The sequence below is a fragment of the Dyadobacter sp. LHD-138 genome (assembly GCF_030929615.1).
Classification (GTDB): domain Bacteria; phylum Bacteroidota; class Bacteroidia; order Cytophagales; family Spirosomataceae; genus Dyadobacter.
On record NZ_JAVFVU010000020.1, the window covers coordinates 135,979 to 157,616 of the forward strand.

General features: G+C 43.4%; 16 protein-coding genes. 11 read left to right on the top strand and 5 right to left on the bottom strand.

Annotated features, from left to right (window positions below; translation table 11 throughout):
• The first annotated feature begins 90 nt into the window (after window positions 1-90).
• From rpsT to RB622_RS16305, 3 genes are all read left to right on the top strand, one after another.
• Window positions 91-354, top strand: coding sequence for a 30S ribosomal protein S20 (rpsT, locus tag RB622_RS16295; RefSeq protein WP_308047638.1), 264 nt, complete (start codon window positions 91-93; stop codon window positions 352-354).
• 313 nt (window positions 355-667) lie between these two features.
• Window positions 668-1,939 carry a WD40 repeat domain-containing protein gene (locus RB622_RS16300; protein WP_308047639.1) on the top strand — a complete coding sequence of 424 codons (1,272 nt, stop codon included), beginning with the start codon at window positions 668-670 and terminating at the stop codon, window positions 1,937-1,939.
• A gap of 163 nt (window positions 1,940-2,102) precedes the next feature.
• Window positions 2,103-3,716: an ATP-binding cassette domain-containing protein gene (locus RB622_RS16305; protein ID WP_308047640.1), complete on the top strand. Its 1,614-nt coding sequence runs from the start codon at window positions 2,103-2,105 to the stop codon at window positions 3,714-3,716.
• Window positions 3,717-3,796: 80 nt separating this feature from the next.
• Here RB622_RS16305 and RB622_RS16310 read toward each other — a convergent pair whose 3' ends face one another.
• Window positions 3,797-4,432 carry a gluconate 2-dehydrogenase subunit 3 family protein gene (locus tag RB622_RS16310; protein WP_308047641.1) on the bottom strand — a complete coding sequence of 212 codons (636 nt, stop codon included), beginning with the start codon at window positions 4,430-4,432 and terminating at the stop codon, window positions 3,797-3,799.
• A 36-nt stretch (window positions 4,433-4,468) separates the two neighbouring features.
• On the bottom strand, window positions 4,469-6,208 hold the full coding sequence (locus RB622_RS16315; protein WP_308047642.1) for a GMC family oxidoreductase: 1,740 nt from the start codon (window positions 6,206-6,208) through the stop codon (window positions 4,469-4,471).
• A gap of 285 nt (window positions 6,209-6,493) precedes the next feature.
• Here RB622_RS16315 and RB622_RS16320 point away from each other — a divergent pair, with 285 nt between their 5' ends.
• Complete coding sequence (locus tag RB622_RS16320; RefSeq protein ID WP_308047643.1) at window positions 6,494-7,450, top strand: L-threonylcarbamoyladenylate synthase; 957 nt, start codon at window positions 6,494-6,496, stop codon at window positions 7,448-7,450.
• Window positions 7,451-7,457: 7 nt separating this feature from the next.
• Here the strand turns inward: RB622_RS16320 and RB622_RS16325 are convergent, their stop codons facing one another.
• Window positions 7,458-8,888 carry an AAA family ATPase gene (locus RB622_RS16325; RefSeq protein WP_308047644.1) on the bottom strand — a complete coding sequence of 477 codons (1,431 nt, stop codon included), beginning with the start codon at window positions 8,886-8,888 and terminating at the stop codon, window positions 7,458-7,460.
• A gap of 141 nt (window positions 8,889-9,029) precedes the next feature.
• Here RB622_RS16325 and RB622_RS16330 point away from each other — a divergent pair, with 141 nt between their 5' ends.
• From RB622_RS16330 to coaD, 4 genes are all read left to right on the top strand, one after another.
• Window positions 9,030-9,470 (top strand): CBS domain-containing protein, encoded by a 441-nt coding sequence (locus tag RB622_RS16330; RefSeq protein ID WP_308047645.1) that lies wholly within the window; start codon window positions 9,030-9,032, stop codon window positions 9,468-9,470.
• 139 nt (window positions 9,471-9,609) lie between these two features.
• Complete coding sequence (locus tag RB622_RS16335; protein WP_308047646.1) at window positions 9,610-10,110, top strand: NUDIX hydrolase; 501 nt, start codon at window positions 9,610-9,612, stop codon at window positions 10,108-10,110.
• Window positions 10,111-10,145: 35 nt separating this feature from the next.
• Window positions 10,146-11,051 (top strand): DUF3822 family protein, encoded by a 906-nt coding sequence (locus RB622_RS16340; RefSeq protein WP_308047647.1) that lies wholly within the window; start codon window positions 10,146-10,148, stop codon window positions 11,049-11,051.
• Between the two features lie 121 nt (window positions 11,052-11,172).
• Complete coding sequence (gene coaD, locus RB622_RS16345) at window positions 11,173-11,667, top strand: pantetheine-phosphate adenylyltransferase (RefSeq protein WP_308047648.1); 495 nt, start codon at window positions 11,173-11,175, stop codon at window positions 11,665-11,667.
• 22 nt (window positions 11,668-11,689) lie between these two features.
• Here the strand turns inward: coaD and RB622_RS16350 are convergent, their stop codons facing one another.
• Both RB622_RS16350 and RB622_RS16355 read right to left on the bottom strand, forming a co-directional pair.
• Complete coding sequence (locus tag RB622_RS16350; protein WP_308047649.1) at window positions 11,690-14,281, bottom strand: TonB-dependent receptor domain-containing protein; 2,592 nt, start codon at window positions 14,279-14,281, stop codon at window positions 11,690-11,692.
• Window positions 14,282-14,670: 389 nt separating this feature from the next.
• Complete coding sequence (locus tag RB622_RS16355) at window positions 14,671-15,477, bottom strand: hypothetical protein (protein WP_308047650.1); 807 nt, start codon at window positions 15,475-15,477, stop codon at window positions 14,671-14,673.
• Between the two features lie 181 nt (window positions 15,478-15,658).
• Between RB622_RS16355 and RB622_RS16360 the strand changes: the two genes are divergently transcribed.
• The 3 genes from RB622_RS16360 (at window position 15,659) to RB622_RS16370 (ending at window position 21,504) form a co-directional block, all read left to right on the top strand.
• Complete coding sequence (locus tag RB622_RS16360) at window positions 15,659-16,522, top strand: hypothetical protein (protein WP_308047651.1); 864 nt, start codon at window positions 15,659-15,661, stop codon at window positions 16,520-16,522.
• Window positions 16,523-16,687: 165 nt separating this feature from the next.
• Entirely contained in the window at window positions 16,688-19,954 is a 3,267-nt protein-coding gene (locus tag RB622_RS16365) for a TonB-dependent receptor (RefSeq protein ID WP_308047652.1), read from the top strand.
• 20 nt (window positions 19,955-19,974) lie between these two features.
• Window positions 19,975-21,504 carry a RagB/SusD family nutrient uptake outer membrane protein gene (locus tag RB622_RS16370; RefSeq protein ID WP_308047653.1) on the top strand — a complete coding sequence of 510 codons (1,530 nt, stop codon included), beginning with the start codon at window positions 19,975-19,977 and terminating at the stop codon, window positions 21,502-21,504.
• Window positions 21,505-21,638: the final 134 nt, after the last annotated feature.

Genomic DNA, 21,638 nt, shown 5'->3' on the forward strand with positions numbered 1-21,638 from the left:
AATATATTTCTAACTAAAGTTGCGTTTTTAATAAGGTATGCCTATTTTTGCAGACCGATTCTAAGAATTGAAAAATATCAACATTATAAGATGGCAAATCATAAATCAGCATTAAAAAGAATTCGTGCCAACGAAACGAAGCGTTTGCGTAATCGCTACCAACATAAGACAACACGTTCTTACGTAAAGAAATTGCGTGAAACGACTGACAAAACTGTTGCGATAGAAGTTTACAAAACAGTTTCTTCTATGTTGGACCGTTTGGCAAAGAAAAACATTATCCATAAGAAAAAAGCGTCTAACCAAAAATCGAAATTGGCCAAATTGGTTAATTCATTGGCGATAGCAGCATAAGCAGCTTTTTTACAAAGATATTTGCCCCGATAGTTTTACTGTCGGGGTTTTCTGTGTTATTACCAAATGGATAGCTTATGATTTTTGCAATAACAACCTCAAAATGTTAACAATGTCGAGAAGAAAAATACATTTAAATAAAAATGGCGTAGGAAACGAGAGTAAATCTTGTAGATTAAATGTTTTATATGATATATTGCAAACGGTTAAGAGAAACCTTGTAACACCTTAAAACAGGCTTACAGGGTTTCTTTTAATAAGGACACTTTATGTTTTTTATTAAAATTCAATTTATCTAAATCTTTCTTTTTCTATGAAAAAAGTCGCATTATTTGCCGGTTTAGTGGCTTTGGGAGCCGTTCCTGCTGTCGCTCAATCGCCTGTTAATTTTAACGCCCGGGGCCTTGTGGTTGTTTCTGATGCTGATATGTCGGCCTCGGCGCTAGTTGATGGAAAGCTATTAAGAGACAACACAGCAAAAGATCTTTTAACATCAATTAAATTTCCGGTTGAACGCAGTAAGTCGGTGGGCACGGCGTTGGTGTCGAATTCAGCATTAGGTTCAGCAAAGACAATCGCGGTTCCTGCGAATGGCGGATTGGCTTATGTGCTGGAAAGCCGTTTGCGTCCGGATGATGGCGTTGCCGAGTATAAGGATGCCACTTTGGAATTTCCCGCAGGTGAAAAATTATTTGTGGTAGATATCGCCAATCTGGCAGCTCCAAAAGCGAAATTTGGTTTTCCTGTTGGGAAATATCCAACTGCCATCGATATCAATAAAAATGAGTTGATTATTTCTACGCGTCAGACTGGTAAGGATCTTGTCTTTATTGAATCTGCACCGGACGGAAAACCTGCAAGATTCCTGAACCTGCCATCGGGTATTGACTCGACAAATAAAATTGTAGACGTTTCATGGCATCCATCAGGCGACTTTATTGCTTTTACTTTGGGTAAAACACATGAGGTAGGTTTGTATAAAGTGTTGCGTGAAGCTGGTAAACTGAAAAATGTTGAGTTGGTTGGAAAGCCGATACAGGTAGGAACGGAACCATCTTTTGGTAAATTTTCGCCAGATGGGAAACATTATTTTGTGCTCGATTCAAAAGGTGCGGCCGGAAAAGCAGCGGGTGAAGGAGAGTTATTTGTAGTTGATTTTTCTATGGACGGAGCCGCTGAACACAAAATTGCCAGCAAAACTGCCGTTGGTTTGAATACAGGTTCTTTTGCAATAAGCCCTGATGCGGCTTCGCTCGTGACGGTAAATGCTGCAAAAAGTGGTCACCCATGGTCTGAGGCTGGCACCGCAACAGGAAGTTCATTGTCATTATTCAAACTGGCTGGTGACGGCGCTTTGACAAAAGTTTCTGACTATCCATTTGAAGGAATTTATCCAAAAAGCGTGGTTTTTGATAAGGACGGATCAAACCTGGCTGTGTCGGTTTATGAGTTTTTGGAATACGGAAACGGCAATGGCGCGGTTGAATTCTGGTCGGTAACAAAAGGAGATGCACCGGCTTTGAAAAAACAAGGAGCAAAGGTAAGCGTTGGAAAAGGAGCCCATACTTTGCGTGTGATTCTCTGATTAAACGTTGAAAATATATTTGAATGCAAGAGGCCGGTTGTAAATCGGCCTCTTTTGTTTGTTATGTTTGTATAAAACTGGGGATATCCCCAGTTTTAGGGCATAGAAAATCCCTCTATTTTTCGTAATTTTGCACTTTCATTCATAAAAAATCAGTTTTAAGATGATTACGGTTCAGAACGTATCCTTGCGGTACGGCAAAAGGGTGTTATTTGACGAAGTAAATATAAAATTTGTACCTGGAAACTGTTATGGCATAATTGGTGCAAACGGAGCAGGTAAATCAACATTTCTAAAAATTCTTTCTGGCGAAATTGAAGCTCAAACGGGTGTGATTAGCATGAATCCTGGCGAACGGATGACTTTCCTTAAGCAGGATCAGTTTGAATTTGACGCATATACAGCCATGGATACGGTGATTTTGGGACACGAACGTCTTTACAAAATCATGAAGGAGCGTGAGGCCATCTATGAAAAGGAAGATTTTACGGATGCCGATGGAGAGAAGGCAGCTGATCTTGAAGCTGAATTTGCAGATCTTAACGGTTGGGAAGCAGAAACGGAAGCCGCACAGTTGTTAAGTGGTTTGGGCATAGGAGAGGAAGTACACGGTACATTGATGGGTGACCTTAACACCAATATCAAAGTCCGCATCCTGCTGGCGCAGGCGCTTTTTGGCAATCCGGATGTACTTTTGCTCGATGAACCTACCAACAACCTTGACGTTGAGATGGTTTTATGGCTGGAAAACTTCCTGGCTGATTTCAAAAATACGGTCATTGTTGTTTCTCACGACAGACACTTTTTGGACGAAGTTTGTACGCATATTGTTGATATCGATTTCAGTAAAGTACAGATGTTCTCCGGTAACTACTCGTTCTGGTATGAATCAAGCCAGCTGGCGATGAAACAACGCCAGGACCAGAATAAAAAATCAGACGAAAAGCGGAAAGAACTTGAAGACTTTATCCGCCGTTTCAGCGCGAATGCTTCAAAATCCAAGCAGGCTACGTCGCGCCAGAAATTGCTGGAAAAACTTACCATTGATGATATCAAGCCGTCTTCGCGTAAGTATCCATACATTGCTTTCAAATCAGAACGTGAGGTTGGTGACCAGATTTTGACTGTTGACGGGTTGTCAAAAAAGACAGAGGACGGAGTGGCATTGTTTAACAACATGAGTTTTAGCGTTAATAAGGGCGATAAAATCGCTTTTGTGAGTCGTAATACCTTGGCAATCAGTTCGTTTTTTGATATTTTAAATGGTGAACAGCAAGCGGATAGAGGTGACTTTAACTGGGGAGTAACGATTACCAAATCGTATTTCACAAAGGATCCGACCTCTTTCTTTGATGTTGACCTGAACCTGGTTGACTGGCTTCGTCAATATTCCGAAGAAAAAGATGAGAGCTTTATCCGTGGATTCCTGGGCCGTATGCTCTTCTCGGGTGAGGAATCTTTGAAAAAGGCGAAAGTGCTTTCAGGAGGTGAAAAAGTGCGTTGTATGTTGTCGCGTACCATGCTTTCGGGATCCAATGCCCTGATCATGGATGACCCAACCAACCACCTTGACCTTGAATCCATCACAGCGCTTAACAACGGTCTGATTGATTTCTCCGGATGTCTGTTGTTTTATTCTCATGATCACCAGTTCGTTCACACGATTGCAAACCGTATCATCGAAATCGGACCAAAAGGTATTTTGGACAAGCTAATGCCTTACGATGATTTCCTTAAAGACGAGACGGTTAAAGCACAGCGTAAGGCTTTGTATTAAGCGTTTTTTATAAATAGTACAAAAAAGAGAGCGGCCATCAATTAAAAATTGATGGCCGCTCTCTTTTTTGTACTCGGTAATTATTCTTTTGTAAATCCGTATTGTTTCAATACTTCTTCAGGCGGTCCTGACCACATATTCGGCGTATTACCCACATATCCGATGTCATCGATGCCGATCCTTGTGGTATAAAAACCGGAAGCAGTCATGTTTCTCATCAGATTGAAAAATGCGACACCCTGGCTATAAACCGGTTTAGCTTTCTCCGGATAGGCAATATCATCGACAATTTCTATCCGCTGCGCCGGTGTCAGTAAGGTGAATGCTTTTTTGAAACGTTTGGTTGATTCCAGATCAAGCCATTTCAATCCACCACGCATTGGAACCTGGTGCTGCGGCATATCTTTTACGATAAACTCGATAAATGCAGGAACTCCTGCATCCGAAGCACTCCCTGACTTGGAGTCGGCCGGAATAATGATATCGGCTAATATTTTAATGGTAGCCAACTCGGATACTGTGAAGAATTTTTCTTTCATCAGCCTGGCATCGCGAATTGCCTCTTCTTTCTGACGGCCTCCCGGAATTTTCAGGGGTGTTTCAGGAGGTAACTGGCTTTCAATTTCCCGAGCCTCCGCAAGCGCTTCCTGCGGGTTCATGGCCGCAAAGCCCAGGGAGCTAAGTGTTAGTGCTTTTAATGAATCTCTGCGTTTCATTTTTATATCATTTATGTCAACCGGAGAAGACAGGGATTATAAATTCTTTTGTTTGATCTGATCAATAATGTGATCGGATGCTCTCCATGAAAGTGCAAGGATCGTCCAGGTTGGGTTTTTGTCAGCCTGAGAAACAAATGATCCGCCATCAACCACGTAAACATTTTTAGCGTCATGCGCCTGAGAGAACTTGTTAAGTGCAGACGATTTTTTATCATCACCCATACGCACCGTTCCAACTTCGTGAATAATCCGTCCTGGCGCAGCAATGCCATAGTTGGTATCCGCACCAGGTTTTGTTCCCAATGCCACACCACCCAACGCATGGATCATTTCTTCAAATGTTTCATGCATGTGTTTGGCTTGCTTGATTTCGTAATCCGTCCAGTTGTAGTTAAAACGTAAGACCGGAATACCGTATTTGTCAACTACGTTCGGGTCAATTTCACAGTAGTTATTAACGTTCGGTACCGCTTCGCCACGACCTGCCATGCCGACATAAGCACCATAGAAACGACGGTAGTCTTCTTTAAGCGATGCGCCGTAACCTCCCGCTTGTTTCATTGTTCCGTTTGCAGTCGGGTATTTACCGTTTAATCCTTCAATACCAGATCCGAAACCATAACTTGGCATACCCATACCACCACCGTACTCGATGTGGTAACCTCTTGGGAAATCCAGTTTTTTGTTATCCAGCCACCAAGGTGTATACACGTGCATGCCGCCAACGCCGTCTTCATTATAGCGTTTACGGTCCATCAAATGTGGAAGGAATGCGCTGCGAGAAGCTCCGGTAGAATCATGAAGATATTTACCGACCACACCGCTCGAATTCGCCAAACCACCTTCGTGTCTGCCTGATTTTGAATTCAATAACAAACGCGCAGATTCCCCGGCACTGGCTGCCAAAACAACTACTTTTGCTTTGATCGTATGCTCGGTTAATTTTTCTCTATCTACATAAGAAACGCCTGTGGCTAAACCTGTGTTTGCATCCGTCAGGATTTCACGCGCCATGGCATTGTTGATCAATGTGACATTTCCGGTTTTCAGGGCAGGGATAACCAATACCGATGAAGAAGAAAAGTCGGCGTAAGCCTGGCATGAACGACCGCACTGGCTGCAATAAAAACACACGCCGCGCTGGTCGTTAATCGGTTTAGTCAGGATAGAAAGGCGTGATGGGATAACAGGAATATTGGCTGCTTTTCCGGCCTTCTTAATGAAACGTTCATGCAAACGTGGCGCAGGCGGTGGAAGAAAAATTCCATCGGGTTCGTTATGCATATTTTCCACGGTGCCGAACACACCAATCAGCTTATCGACCTGGTCATAGTAAGGTTTTACGTCGTCATAACTGATAGGCCAGTCATCCCCAAGTCCGTCGATACTATGTCTTTTAAAATCGTTTGGACCAAAACGAAGAGAAATCCTTCCCCAGTGATTGGTACGCCCACCCAGCATCCGCGACCGGAACCAGTCAAATTTAGTCCCGTTTTTATGTGTATAAGGCTCTCCATCCAGTTCCCATCCACCCCATGCCGCATCAAAATCGCCAAAAGGACGGGTCGTGCTTGCGCCACGGCGAGGCGATTCCCAGGGCCATTTTAACTGGGTAATGTATTTAGGGTCAGCCGGATCAAAATAACCACCAGCCTCCAGAAGGGCTACCTTGGCACCAGCTTTCGCAAGCTGGTAAGCAGCCATCCCGCCTCCTGCCCCTGATCCTATAATGCAGACATCAAAAACAGCAGGTTGTTCTTTAATTTGGAACATAGTAAAGGATTGATTTAGAAAATACTATTTAATCAATAAATATAAACATGTAAAACAAAACAGTCAGCCATTGGATTGCTTTTGAAACTAATTTAAAAAGAATCTAAACGGAATAGCTGTGGATCGGATGCATTCACCCCGGTATTATAGAAATGACCGGATTCCAACGGGGAAATTAATATTTCCCGACAATAATAATACTGAAATTGGCGTAAAAAGTACGTCTCAAATGCGTAATAAAAACGTTTTCCATACCTTTGTAGTCTAAAAAACGAGAATAACATTTTGGCTATCATTGGTAAGGACATAAATCTGGCAAAGGAGTTTCTACAAAAAAGACAATTAGTCGCTATTCCTACCGAAACTGTATACGGACTTGCAGGAAACGCTTTGGATGAAGAGGCGGTTTTATCCATTTTTGAAACAAAAAACCGTCCATCGTTTGATCCGTTAATTATACATACGGATTCACTTGAAAAGCTTAAACAATATGTTCAGGAAATACCTGAAAAGGCTTTTTTACTGGCGAAGAAATTTTGGCCGGGACCATTAACTTTACTTTTACCCAAGAAAGATATCATTCCTGATCTGGTTACGTCCGGGCTGGATACCGTGGCAGTCAGGATTCCGAACCATCCGCTGACGCTTGCCTTGTTATCCGAACTGGATTTTCCACTGGCCGCGCCAAGTGCAAATCCTTTCGGGTATATCAGCCCAACCACCGCCGCGCATGTCAGTCAGCAGTTAGGTGGAAAAATTCCCTACATTCTTGACGGCGGAGAGTGTGGTATTGGCATTGAATCCACGATTATCGGGTTTGTCGAGGGCGTGCCGACAGTTTACAGACTAGGCGGGCTGTCGATTGAAGCGATTGAAGAGGTCGTGGGAGCGGTGGGACTTATGCCGCATTCGTCCTCGAATCCGCAGGCGCCGGGCATGCTCAAAAGTCATTATGCACCGCGTAAGCCGTTCTTTTTACAGGACAGGAAAACGATTTCGTCAACTTATGATCAAGCAACGGGTTATCTTTTGTTTGACCAGTTTATTGAAGGGATTGACAGGAAATATCAGCGACTTTTAAGTCCACAGGGAGATCTGAAAGAGGCGGCGCACAATTTGTTTGCTTATTTGCGCGAATTGGACGCGCAACCTGTTGAAAGGATTTTGGCAGAACTTGTTCCGAATATCCATCTTGGAAGGGCGATCAATGACCGGTTGAAAAGAGCAGCAGCAGTCGATTAAAAACAGCTTAGCTTTTGAAGAAATGCGCGTGAAAGTTCATCAGGAAAACTTCATCGGTTGCCCGGGTGACTGCGGTGTAAAGCCAGCGGATGAATTCACTATTAATTTGCTCCTCAGGTAGATATCCCTGGTCAATAAATACGGCACTCCACTGGCCGCCCTGCGCTTTGTGACACGTTAAAGCGTAGGCGAATTTTACCTGCAAGGCATTGAGATAAGGATCTTTTCTCAGTGCTTCCATGCGCTCTTTTTTTGATTTGATATGAAAATAATCCTCCAAAACACTTTCATATAATTTCCGGTTATCTTCCGTGGACATGGAAGGTGAAACGGAATGCAAGGTATCCAACATGATCTTTGCCTCAAATTCCGGCTGTTTTTCGTAATCTGTCAAGCGCAGCACGACATCCGCGAAACGGAATCCGTGAATTTCCTGGGTCCGTTTTATTTTTAACAATTCAACAAAATCACCGTTTGCGATGAATCCGGCAGGGGAGTCTTCATCAAGAACCGAATAGTTATTCCTGACAACCATTAACCTGTCACCGGCGTCGAGTTCTTCTTCCGAAAAATTAATCGACCGGCGGATGTATTCGTTGTATTGAACGGCCGATTTGTTGGAGCGCGTCAGGATAATTGTGTTTTCCTGTCCGTATTTATCAAAAGCGTAACGAAGTCCTTCTTCGAGCTTTTCGCCCGTCATCCTGAAAGTATCCCGAAACGATTTTGTCTGGATTTGAATGTTAGGCTTTTCTTCTTTCAGTTCTTCGCGAAGTTCCGTGGCATTAAACAAAATCCCCGATTGTTCGTCCTGGCGCATAACCTCGGTCAGTTCTTCCTCAAAAACCGACATATAGAAGTTCTTTTCCAGATAAGCCTTATCCAAAGCAGGACTTAATGCCTTGCCAACGGGCGGCAGCTGCGCCATATCTCCGATGAGCATCAATTTGTTTCCCGGATTTTCAAAGACAAATTCAATCAAATCAGCAAGCAAACTCCGGCTTCCATAGTCGGCCTCGTCACTGATCATCGAAGCTTCATCGATGATAAACAACGTGTTGTCGTGGTAGTTTTTCTGGCGTTCGAAAGTCAGGTTTCCGGAAAAGGAATCCGAGGTTTGTTTGTATATTTTCTTATGTATGGTGAGCGCGATTTTCTCGGCGTAATTGGACATTACCTTCGCTGCGCGCCCGGTGGGAGCAAGCAAAACGGATTTGAAGCCATAATTTTTCAGTATCTTTATTAAAGTACTGACAATGGTGGTTTTTCCTGTTCCGGCATAACCTTTAAGCAAAAAGCAGTCACGGTAACGTTCCAGCCCGCTTTCCTCAATCAAAAAATCATCCGTCTGGGCAAAAAAGCGTAACTGTCCTTTTGTCGGCCGAAAGGGAAATTTTTTAACTAAACGCTGGGATGGTAATAATTGGTCTGCTTCCATGGGCACGAAACTACGGGATGGAAGCCGAATATCAAAGTCGGGCTCTGATAACAAAAATATACATTGATTTTATTGGATTTTTTCATAGCAAATTTATATATTAGTTTTCCAGTTCAACTTTTAATCATAACCTGAACATCTATGCAAGTATATCAAGTGCTCGCCAACAAGTCCATTGACGCTATTTTCTCTATCACAAAAGAGACAACTGTTTTTCAGGCACTGGAGCTCATGGCAGAAAAAAATATCGGTGCTGTCCTGGTTCTTGAAGACGGAGAACTGATCGGTATATTTTCCGAGCGTGATTATGCGCGTAAAGTAATTCTGCTGGGACGTGCTTCCCGGGATACTTTGATCGGGGATGTTATGACTGAAAAAGTGATTACGGTAGAAACCGATCAAAAGATTGAAGACTGTATGCAGATCATGTCCGACAAGCATATCAGACATTTGCCGGTGAACAGAAAAGGTGAACTGGTTGGGATCATTTCAATCAATGATATTGTTTCGGCCATTATTCATGAGCAGAAGACACACATTCAATCGCTCGAAGGCTACATTTCAGGCACCCCTTATGCCTGATCGTTTTTAATTTTTGTATTGGAATTACCCGTTTTCTCTGAAATAACTTTCAGAGACGTATCTTTTAGTATCTAAAATTTTCATATAACTTGTCAAGTTTGACAGGTTGGTTATCTTTGCCCCTCCAAAAAAATAATCATTGGAACCGGGAAAAAAAGAACTGCTTGATTTATATGGGAACAGGCTGCGCATGCGGGTTTGTGGAATTTGTATAACCGATAACCGGATTTTGATGGTAGGCCACAGACTGGTCGGTCCTGAAAAGGTATTCTGGAGCCCGCCCGGCGGAGGGATGCAGTTCGGAGAAAGTGCTCCGCAAGCAGTATCGAGGGAATTTTTTGAAGAGACGGGGTTAACAGTGGAAGTAGGGGATATGCTTTTCGTCAATGAATTTGTAGCGCCTCCTTTGCACGCCGTAGAGTTGTTCTTCCAGATAAAAAGCGTCTCAGGAACTTTACAAACCGGATCGGACCCGGAATTTTCGAAAGGAAACCAAATTATACAGGATGTTCGTTTTATGGACATGTCTGAAATAAAGGTGCTTCCCGAAACGCAGGTACATAGCATTTTTAAGGATTGTGAAACACTGTACGACCTGCTTTCGATCAGGGGTTATGTTGGAAAAAAGAATAATAATTAGTAACATAGTTTAGCAATATCATTTAACATCAGATTGTGGCACAAATTGAGAACCAGGCAATTGAAGTAATCCCTACGCTTTTGGTGGGCGATAATTCATTTGATGCAGATGCAATTCCGTTTTGTACGTTATGCATTGAAGTGGATGAAAGGAGGATACGTTTCTGTATTATCAGGGACGAAAGGATGGAATGCATCTGGTTGGAGGATTATAATTTTGATGTCGTTCTGAGTCAGGACGAGGTTTTCGACAGATTAAAGAAGATTTTCACCGGACATTTGCTGTGGTCTTCCAACCATTGGAAAAATGTCAGGGTCGCTATTAATTCACACGCGTTCAGTTTAATTCCGACGCTTATTTTTGAGAAGGATTCGGCTCCGGGTTATCTCGAATTTGCGTTAGGACATCCGGTAAATCAGGACGAAAAGGTGCTTTACCATGAGCTACCGATCGTTCATGCCAATAATGTTTTTAGTATTCCGAAGGTATGGCATGACTGGATGGTTAAACACTTTGAGTCGTCTGATATCGCATTTTATCACCTGACCAGCCCGCTGATCATTGGCGCATTGGTCAGCCATGCGGAACATCAGGAGTTGAAAATGGTGTCTATTTATCTTGAAAAGGGATATTTTACGCTGATCGTAACGGAAAGCGAGCAGCTTATTTTGTGCAACAGATTCAAATATGCGCAGCCACAGGAGCTGACATACATTGTTCTTTTTGCGCTGAATGAGCTGAATTATCTTCCCGAAGATATGAAGGTGTTGTGTTATGGCGAAGTAAGTCCGACAGCGGATGCTTTCATAGAACTGAACCGTTTCTTTCCAAACCTTCAGATCGGTAATGGGCCCACCACTTTGCGTTACAGTACGCATTGCGGCGATATTCCCGGGCACCGGTATTTTGGGCTGTTCAACACTTATTTGGTATCTTCCTGAAATAAAACCCGGTTTTTATAACTTAGAAAATGATTAGGATTGCGTGGATGGCCACTTCGTTTTCATTATTTGGGTATAATTGCGGTTGATTCAGTGACTTCTCCGATTTTAATTTGAATTTATGAAGCGAATAGCGTTGTTTCCCGGCTCCTTTGACCCTTTTACAAAAGGGCATGAAGATATTATTTTACGGGGATTAAGACTTTTTGATGAGGTGGTTGTCGGGATTGGAAACAATTCAAGCAAACAGCGTTATTTTCCGCTGGATGTCATGAAAGAGCTAATCGAAAAGACTTTTGAAAAAGAACAGAACGTCCGGGTTATTACTTATAACGATCTTACAGCCAGAATTGCAAGGGAAATAGGGGCGAAATTTCTACTGAGAGGTCTCCGGAATACTACTGACTTTGAATATGAGAACGGAATCGCCCAGGTGAACCGTTTTGTGTATGAGGAGATCGAAACCGTTTTTTTAATTACTTCTCCAAATCTTGCACCAATCAGTTCAAGCATTATTCGTGATCTTCACCGGTATGGCCAGGGCGTCGACGATTTTCTGCCTTATTCGTTGTCAGAACTGAACCGGTTGAGAGAACTCAAAAGCTCGGGTTTATAAAAATTGGATAGAAGCGGAAGTATCACATGATGTTGCAGGTAAGGGTCGTATAGTAAAATCCACCGACAGCCGGACCGCCTAAAAACGAGTTGTAGTAATGATTGGTAAGATTACTGGCTCCTATTTTAAGATTCAGTTTTGTTCGGATCAGATCGTAATTTACCTGCGCATCGACGGTGCCGTAAGCTGCTACCTGGCCATTCACAAGAAATGATTGCCAGTAATATTTACTTTGCCATTTATAAGTGACATTGAATCCTAAACGTCCGATAACATTTTGACCGCCATAGGATAGGTTAGTAATCCACTGTGGGGTGTTGAATCCATCTTCCAGGGCGTCGTCATGGGTTTTACGGTGTAATTTTGCGTAAGAAACGTTACCTGTCAACATGTATTTTTGAAATAATTTATAAGACAATCCAAGGCTGCCCCCGAAGTTATAAACGGTGCTTTTTGAGTTGGTCCATACACGGTATCGGCTTTGTTTGGCCTTATCATTCATGTAATAGGGAATGGAATCGGCGATGGTCGTTTTAGGTACATTAACTTCCACCTGGGCGATGAAATTATCGTATTTATTGTAGTATAAATCTGCATCCACAAACAGTTTTCCGTTAAGGAAAAGGGATTTGTAACCTGTTTCAAAGGAGTTGATATGTTCCGGTTTCAGATAGGCGTAGGTATTTTTAATCAGCAGCCCTTTTTGTTTCGTAATTGCTGCATTGGTAGAGGTACCCTGGTTAAAGTCGTTTTTGACAGCGGCCTGGAAATTATCTACGGACGTTCGTAAATAGGAGTTTTCAAAAACACCATCGGACATAACCCTCAGGCCGCCAATCCGTTTCACGCCACCGCTGTTAACATTGGAAAATGCCTCGAAAATACTTGGAAACCGGTATCCGCTCTGGTAAGAAAATCTGAAATTCTGGTCGTTTTTTGTTGCATAAACCAGTGTAAAGCGGGGATTGACTTTTGCTTTAAAATGGTCGTTTTTATCGGCACGTACCGTTGCTGATAGTTTCAGCCGTTCATGCAGGAATGTTTTGGTGGCCTGTATAAATCCGCCGGTTTTACCATATGTAAAACTTTCAAATTCTCGATCCTTATGGTAATTGACGAAATAATTTCCGTCAGGATGGATTAGATAGGTTCGCTGGTCAAATCCGGCCAGAAAACTTAGTCCGGTTTTTTTACGGAAGTTTTCAGTCAGCATGCCTGAGATATCCAGCTGGCCTTCCATGTGAAACAAATCGTCATTAACACGCAAAGCCGCTCCTGTATCCCAGTTGTTGATATCTGCCAACTCTTTCACCTTGTTCTGGAAAAGAGCAGTACCCGGCTGGTAACGTCCCGCATCAGCAAATTGCCGCGCCTGCTGCAAAGCCTGCTGAACCTGCTGGCCTGCTGCATAAGCGGCGTTATAACCCTTCGTGAAATCATTGTACCAGGTTGCGTCGTCTTTATAATTTCTGTCAAGGTTTTCTCCCGCGGAGCGCAGATTATACGATTTTCCCGTATTTTCTCTGGTCCAATAAGCCCGGACCTGATAAATTCGGTTTTTAAGTTCAACGGAATGCTGTTGTAAAATGTAGTCTTTCAGCCGGAAACGGTTTGCCCGCTGATAAATATTGTCAAGATCGGCAAACCGGTAGGTGTAAGTAAGGCGGGTATTGCTGTTGATCAGATAGGCGAGACCCAGGTCTGCTTTGATGTTCTGCAAATTGTAGCTGGTTACCTCTTTCTCCAGGTAACCGGTTCTGGCTACGACATATTGCTTCCCTTGTAAAGTAATGGTTTTTCGATCGGACGATTCATTTCCATACCCGTTAACCGGGTCGAAACCGGGGTTTTCGGGACCGGCATTTATGCCCAGTTTTGCATTGGCGTTACCATTGAGATCAAGTTGATTATTGGCAATCCAGTCATAACCTTTCGTAAATGTTCCGTTGATTTTAAAGGCAAATTTTTCAGAAATTGCTTTGGCCAGTCGGAACGTTGTTTCAGAATATAGTTTTGCGGACGATTCCTGGTCGTTGACGTGATTCACGCCGGTTTTTTGCTGAAAACTTAACCCTTGGCTTAAAAATGGATCTTTCGTGATAAAATTTGCCAATCCGTTGATCGCATTCAAGCCATAAAGTGCCGAGGCCGTGCCGGGAATAATCTCAACACTTTCAATATCAAGGTCGGAGGGCCCCATCGCGTTTCCAATGGGCGTGCCCAAATGCGGTGCCATGTTATCGACGCCATCGACGAGTTGGGCAAAACGGACATTGGTGGTATTGGCAAACCCTCTGGTGTTGATAATTCTGAAACCAAGGCTTGGCGTGAGCAGTTGAACGCCCTTCACATTCTCAAGTGCGTCAAAAAAGGATGGAGCGGCGGAGTTCCCGATGGCGGTTTTACCCAGCTTTTCTATGCTGACAGGAGAATGTAAAATGCTCTCTGTGCTGCGGGAAGCTGTAATAACAATTTCTCCCAGTTCTTTCTCCTGCATTTTCGTGGTATCAAGTGGTACTTTTTCACCGTTGACCGATCCGGTTTTAATATTTCCTTGTCCGTACGAAACAGAAATATGTAAGAAAAATAACCCGCATAGCAGAAGTTTTTTCATGTAATTTTTCGATATGTTTTCAAATATATATCGAAAAAATGGAAACTAATACCGGAATGGCTGCAATTTCAGAAATCTGGTTTTGGTGACTGATTCGAAAGGAATGAAAATCACCTCATTGGGTTCAATGTCCTAAGAATGTCTCCGTTTTCGATATTGAGGCTTTTTAAACTTACAGATAATCCCGAAGGGATGATAGTATTGTAGAAAATGCGATCAAACATTTAGGTCATAACCCTGAAAGGGTGATATAACCATAAGGCAATTTTGGTCATACGAGCAACAGATGACCATTTCGGTAACTAATTCAGAAATGAAAGAATAAGTTTGTTAATTTCCCGACGCTGCCGTTCGTTGGCATCGTTGTCCATACAGCAACTGAAAATATTTCATTTGATCTCCGATAGCGTTATGGTATTGGTCGCGCGATTGAGGCCATAGAGCATTTGTCGGGTTTTCGCGGAATGGTCAATGGCAATGCCCTGGCCTTGAATCGGTGCTGCCAGCGTACGCACATGTTCCAGCGTGTATCCTGATTTCGGAATTTTCATGACATAAAGTTCCGGCCTGTCATGACCCGTGCAATAAAGTAGCCCGTCAGTTCCCCAAGCCCCTCCGGAGTTACTTTTGGGCGTAAACAGCTCGACGATATGTTTCGGAAAAATCCATGATTCAAGCTGTCTCCATTCCGGATCATACTTGACGAGGGAAGTCCACCGCACGTCCCTGCCTTCGCTGGATTCCTTACCTCCGTAATGCGCAAAGCCAATCCACCAGAATCCATCTTTCTGATCGATCCAGGTCAGTGATCCATGTTCGGCAATGCCAAAGCTATGACTGCCAATGTGCTGCAACGTGCCGGTATCAAAAATTTCAACGGAACTTGCCATCGGAATTTCCGGGTAATTTGAATTGGCGCAGTACAATTTTCCTTTAATCACCACGCCGCTATTTAAATGCTTGATACCCTCACGGGTTCCATCCCAGGTTGTGACGGGTTTTCCGTCTGTTTTAACATGCTTGGTGATAGTACTGTTATTGATAACGTAAAAGAAATTATTGTCAACCGCAACCGCCTGTTTGGCTTCTTGAACCTGGAATTTCCGGATTTCAGTTATAGACTGCCCGACCGATGGAAAGGACAATGAAACAATTGCCAAAAGTGCTGCGAAAATGATGGTCTTGCAAAGTGCCATGGAATCGATTAAAGAGATTGGAGCTTAAAATTAGAAAATATTTGTCTTTTCCTTAGCCGGATTCTGCTTTCCCGACATTTAGAAACCATGTTGGGGGAAGAATTAATCTTGCCATAATCTACGGGCGGCAAATGAGGTTTTTCTTTGTGTCTTTAAGTTCACCTGTGTTTATTGATTTTTTATGAAATATTTTCTTTCGGTCCTGTTAACCGCAACAGGCTTTTTAACAGTTGAAAAACCTGAAATCAAAATAAAGTCCTCCCACACACTGGACTTGCTGGGAGCTTGTCAGGGCGCCGCTTATCTGCATGATAAAGTGTATTTGTATGGCGACAGAGAAGTGAGCATGGTGCGTGAATACCGGTTGGAGCAGGACTCCCTTGTTTATACCAAAAAAGAAATCAGGTTAACGGTGGATGGGAAAGATGTTATCAATCACCCGACCGGCATCGCTTCTCATGCCGGTAAGCCAACTTTTATTGGAAATAGTATCAGGCTAAACCCGCAGGGAACGCTCTGGAAGGCTGTTATTTATCAGGTTAATTGGGAGGGGTTGAAAAACACAGGGACGTTGGACGGCAATCTGATCAGTACCATTGAAGATGATGCCTGCGTCCAGGGAACAAGACCTGAGTATGCGCAATACCAGGGAAGGTGGTACGTGGCAACGGCAGATTATGGGGGCAAATCAAATGAAGTCAGGCTTTATGACCCTGAAATGCTGTCCAAAGTGGGGAAAACAAGCGAAAAGGGTGTTTTATATAAGAAATTTAGCTGCGGGCCATGGGTGCAAAATCTGCATTGGATTAACGATAAAAAGATTCTGGTCCTCATTCAGAACCAGATTGAAGGAAGGAAATGGCGGTTTACTTTTCTTGATTTTGAGAAATCTGTTCAACAAGGCAGAGAGCAGGTTATTCGTGTTGTTGATATAGACAAAACGGATGAACTTGAAGGATTTGCATTAACCAATACAGCCGACCGCGGCATTGCGGTAACGTCCTCGCGGCAAGGTAATATTCATTTTATGGACATTGGCTGGTAGTTTATTTTCACATCTTTAAATTTTTACATTTTCTTAATAAACCAGTGTCATTGGCATAACACTGACTAGATACTTTTGTGGCTTAATTTTCACTCCATGCGATAGTCGTATTTAGCAGTTGCTTAGTCGGTTTGTCTTGTTTTTGTTCAATTTTAAGAAAGTATTATGAAGAAATTTCTTTTACCTGTTGTACCCATACTCATGGCGGGCGCTATTGTTTTCAGCCCTTGCACGACGGTGTGGGCGGGGAGGCCGGAAACTAGCAAGCGGTCAGGTCATTCGAATTTCTCGCGCTCGCCAAAAATTGCCGTGACGGGAAAGGTTGTTGATGAAAACGGAGAGCCGCTTTTGGGCGTTACGGTTTTGGAAAAAGGAACGAATAAAGGTGCAATCACCGATACAGAGGGACGTTTTGCACTGGAAACCAATGAGGGCAACACGCTTGTTTTTTCTTTCGTGGGATTTGTGGCGCAGGAAGTGATTGTCAAAGGTTCGGGCCCTATAAATATTAGGTTGAAGTCGGATGCCTTAATGCTCAATGAATTTGTGGCGGTTGGGTATCAAACGATGCGCAAAGGCGATTTGACCGGAGCGATATCCAGTGTTAAAGCAAAGGAATTGAACCTTTCAGCACCGACCGTTGGTCAGGCGCTTGTAGGCAAGGTGGCGGGTGTGCAGGTTTCTCAGGTGAGCGGCGCGCCTTATGCAAGTACTAAAATCAGGGTTCGCGGGATTGGTTCTGTGAATGCCAGTTCGGATCCATTGTATGTGATTGACGGTTATCCTGCCGGAAATGACGTATTTATTAATCCGGAAGATATCGAAACCATTGATATTCTTAAAGACGCGGCTTCGGCAGCAATTTACGGGTCGAGGGCTTCCGGCGGTGTGGTACTGATCACCACCAAACGTGGAAAAGAAGGCAAAGGGAAACTTGAGTATGATTTTCAGACTGGTTTTAATCAGGTGAGTAAGAAAGTTAAGTTATTAAATTCCAGTCAGTTTGCTGAGCTTGTTATTGATGGAAGGAATAACTCTTACCGCGATTTTGTAGAAAATTCGGGTGCGACCTGGAATGATGCGATGAAATCTGACGATAATGCGACGCGTACCAAACGTGTCGGAAACGCAGGTAGTGTCACAATACCTACGTCAATCTATGATTTTGCATCGCAGCAAATGATCAGGCCAACGGTTGATACCGACTGGCAGGATGCGCTTTACCGGAACGGCGTTTTTCAAAGACATAATGTTTCCTTCTCAGGAGGCAATGAGAATTTGCGTTACTACATGAGTGGCGGCTATCAAAATCAGGATGGTATTGTTGTCGGGACGGGACAAAAGAGAATAAACCTGCGTGCCAATCTGGATGGAAAAGTAAATGAAAGGTTGAAAGTTGGGGGTAATTTTTCATTTACCCAAAACGAGAACCAGGAAATGGAAGAGGGAAGGTATAACCTGAGCCCGGTGATGTCAGCGTTGCTTTACGCTCCATTTTTACCTTCGCACAATGCAGATGGAAGCCTGGCAAAATTTGGAATGGGTGCTTTGTCGGCCGCTAATTATGGTCTGCAAAATCCTGAAAACCCTGTGGCGATGGCGGAGGAGACTAACATTAAACGTAAAGGTCTAAGAAGCAGCTACAACGTGAATGCAACGTACCAGGTCATCAAAGATTTGACTTTCAAAGTAAACCTGGGGATGCTTACTTACAATGAAAAATATAATTATTATCTGCCTACCAGTTTGAGCAGCGGTAATTTTGCGCCTTATTCGGTGCAGTCACAAACAGCTGCAAAAGCCAAGGCACAGAACCAAACGCAAATCGATCAGCTGGCTGAATTTACCTTCAACTACAACAAAAAATGGGGTAAGCATCACACCGATGTATTGGCAGGTTATACGGTTCAGAAAACAACGAGTGATTACATCGGCGTTTCCGCACAAGGGTTTACCAACGATCGTATTCAGGAAATTTCGGCAAAGGGGGCAGATGCCACTTTCTTCAAATTGGATAAAGCCGAGAAGAGTGTGAATACATTGCTTTCTTATCTTTCCCGTGCTACTTACAACTACGACAACCGTTATTTCCTGACGGCTTCTTTCCGCGCGGATGGTTCGTCCCGATTTGGAGCCAACAACCGTTATGGTTATTTTCCATCGGTTTCAGCAGGCTGGAACTTGTCTGATGAAGCTTTTTACAATAATTTCTTAGGACATGAGTCAACCGTTAAACTGCGTGCGAGCTGGGGATTAAGTGGTAACAATAACATCGGTAACTACAATTCACAACAGGTGATGGCTACGCCGGGCGGAATTGTGTACGGTAGCAACGCCATTGCTTCTGCCATGTGGGCGGGCGGTGTAAAAGACCCGAACCTGGGCTGGGAATCTACTTCGCAGTTTAACTTCGGAGCCGATGTGAGCATTTTGAAAGGCCGTTTGCTTTTGATGGCTAACTATTACATCAGTAGCTCTTACAACCTTTTGTTCAACCAGTCGATATCGGCAGTATCCGGAACGTCTTCGATTTTGACGAATTTGAAGGATTCCAAAATTCAAAACAAAGGATTTGATTTCCAGGCCGATGGTCGTTTGATCTCCACGGCTGATTTCAAATTGGGCGTAAACGGTAATATTTCGGTGAACCGTAATAAAGTGCTTGACATGGGTGGAGCCGGTACGATCATCACGAATGGTGCCGAGCGTTCTTACAAAACGCACATTACACAGCAAGGCTCATCGGTCGGTATGTTCTACGGATTTAAAGTGCTGGGAATTGTTACGCCTGAAAACATCAACGAAGTGGCTCCGTCAACGACAACCAGCCAAAAATTGCGTTTGGGAGATCTTTATTTCGAGGATGTAAATAAAGACGGTGTTGTGAACGATCTTGACAAGGAAGTAATCGGAAATCCTTATCCGAAATTCACTTATGGACTTGGCATCAGCAGCAGTTACAAAAATATCGATTTTAGCGCGTCGTTTAACGGATCATACAAAAACGAAGTGCTTGACGGTCAGGATTATTATCTGTTCAACCTGGAAGGCTCAGGGAATCAGTATGCTGTGGTTGACCAGCGTTATCGTTCGGAAGCAAGCCCTGGAAATGGTCAGGTTTACAGATCTTCACGTGGTGCCACGCAAAGTAACAGCACGCGTCTTTCAACATTTTACATCCAGGACGGTACCTATTTCAGATGTACCAACATGGCGCTGGGTTATTCAATTCCGCAATTGTGGAATGGAAAATTGGGGATTAGCAGTGCACGAATTTATGCGAGCGTGAGCAATCCGTTTACTTTTTCAAAATATAAGGGTTACAATCCTGAGGTTGACTATAACAATGGCTCAAACCTGACACCTGGCGTGGATTATGGTGTATATCCATTGGCAAGAGGCTATAATCTGGGGGTGAAACTTGTATTTTAATTACAATAAATGACATGAAAATGAATACGAAATATATTACCTCAATCGGCCTTTGTCTGTTGATGCTGACGAGTTCCTGCAACGATCTTTTAGAACAGACGGATCCGAACGCGGTAACGGTTGGCGACTATTTCAAAACTGAAAATGATGTTCAGCTGGCTGTAAACGGAATTTATCAGTCACTGAGAGGCTCGGATTCGGTTGGTGAAAACAGCGGCTTATACACGGACGAACGTTCGGACGATACCGGTACCAATGATAATCAGTCCAACTCCGGCGAACCGTTTCAATTCAATAACTTCGCGCTGCTTGCCAGCAATACCTGGCTTAAAAACCACTGGGTGTCTTTGTATCAGAGTATTACGCGGTGTAATGTTGTGTTGTCCAATATCGACAAGATCACTTTTGCAGATGCAAATAATAAGGCGAAATTCACGGCTGAGGCCAAGTTTGTACGTGCCTTTATCTACTTTCAATTGGTAAGAAAATGGGGAGATGTGCCGTTGGTGACGAAGCAACTGATCAGCACGGAGGAAATTACGGCTTTTACAGCCCGTGTGAAAAAGGAACTGGTTTATGAGCAGATCGTGGCTGATTTGAAAGACGTGGTGGCTGCCCCGCTGGAAAATCTGCAAACGGGCGCCAACGCTGGAAAGGTCTCCAAAGCCGCCGGTAACGCCTTGCTCGGACAGGTATATCTGACGATGGCGACCACACTTGATCCGACCAACAAAGCGGTCAATCTGAATCATGCGAAAATGTATCTGGAAGCGGCTTATGGTATGAAAAACTTTGGTTCGCTTAAAGAAATCCCTTACCCGGATGTTTTTGACGTTGCTAAAAAATCAACCTGCCCGGAACTGATTTTCCAGATTGTTAACAAACAGGGAGATTTGAACTATGCTTCGTCGATCGCTGCCAACACCCAGGCAAAAGGGGAAACGATTAACTCATTGAAGCCGTCAACCGGCAGCGGGATGAACGTGACCCATGATCTTGTATTTGATTATGAGACCGGTGATTTGCGTAAAGATTTTTCGATAAAATTTGCGAACGATCAGAGCGTTCAGGATTGGTTTGTGACAAAGTTCAGAGATGCGAGCACCACGGCTGGTGTGAACGGTTATGGCGGAAATGATTGGATATTAATCCGTTATGCGGACGTGATTCTGATGCTTGCCGAAGTAAATATGTATTTGGGTAACGACGCAGCGGCGATCGGCTATCTGGATATGGTTAGAGAAAGAGCGAAAATGCCGGGTTATACCGCCAGTAAAGCAAATGCAAATTATGCTGCGAAGTATCCTACATTGAAACTCGCGATCCTGCACGAAAGACGCGTGGAGCTTGCCTTTGAGCATCACCGCTGGTTTGACTTGCTGAGAACTTTCACGACGGACGAACTGATCACCTTCATGAAATCGAAAAAACAGGAGGATTTTGGTAACGCAAAACTTAGTAATTTCTCTGCCAAAGACCGTTATTATCCAATTCCATTTGATGAAAACAAACTGGATCCGGTTAAAATGTACCAGAACGAAGGGTATTAGGATTTAAGTAGTAGCTGTTGGCCATTAGCTATATGCGATTAGCCCAATAAGAGGATGATTAATAGTTTATTATAAAAATCAATGATCTAAACTAATTTTCACCACTACTAAGAAGACAATTTGTTAAGCCGGCA

Bases quoted from the DNA above. Each gene is read 5' to 3' on its own strand.
- rpsT (WP_308047638.1), top strand. From the start codon at position 91: ATGGCAAATCATAAATCAGCATTAAAAAGAATTCGTGCCAACGAAACG.
- RB622_RS16300 (WP_308047639.1), top strand. From the start codon at position 668: ATGAAAAAAGTCGCATTATTTGCCGGTTTAGTGGCTTTGGGAGCCGTT.
- RB622_RS16305 (WP_308047640.1), top strand. From the start codon at position 2,103: ATGATTACGGTTCAGAACGTATCCTTGCGGTACGGCAAAAGGGTGTTA.
- RB622_RS16310 (WP_308047641.1), bottom strand. From the start codon at position 4,432: ATGAAACGCAGAGATTCATTAAAAGCACTAACACTTAGCTCCCTGGGC.
- RB622_RS16315 (WP_308047642.1), bottom strand. From the start codon at position 6,208: ATGTTCCAAATTAAAGAACAACCTGCTGTTTTTGATGTCTGCATTATA.
- RB622_RS16325 (WP_308047644.1), bottom strand. From the start codon at position 8,888: ATGGAAGCAGACCAATTATTACCATCCCAGCGTTTAGTTAAAAAATTT.
- RB622_RS16330 (WP_308047645.1), top strand. From the start codon at position 9,030: ATGCAAGTATATCAAGTGCTCGCCAACAAGTCCATTGACGCTATTTTC.
- coaD (WP_308047648.1), top strand. From the start codon at position 11,173: ATGAAGCGAATAGCGTTGTTTCCCGGCTCCTTTGACCCTTTTACAAAA.
- RB622_RS16350 (WP_308047649.1), bottom strand. From the start codon at position 14,281: ATGAAAAAACTTCTGCTATGCGGGTTATTTTTCTTACATATTTCTGTT.
- RB622_RS16355 (WP_308047650.1), bottom strand. From the start codon at position 15,477: ATGGCACTTTGCAAGACCATCATTTTCGCAGCACTTTTGGCAATTGTT.
- RB622_RS16360 (WP_308047651.1), top strand. From the start codon at position 15,659: ATGAAATATTTTCTTTCGGTCCTGTTAACCGCAACAGGCTTTTTAACA.
- RB622_RS16365 (WP_308047652.1), top strand. From the start codon at position 16,688: ATGAAGAAATTTCTTTTACCTGTTGTACCCATACTCATGGCGGGCGCT.
- RB622_RS16370 (WP_308047653.1), top strand. From the start codon at position 19,975: ATGAATACGAAATATATTACCTCAATCGGCCTTTGTCTGTTGATGCTG.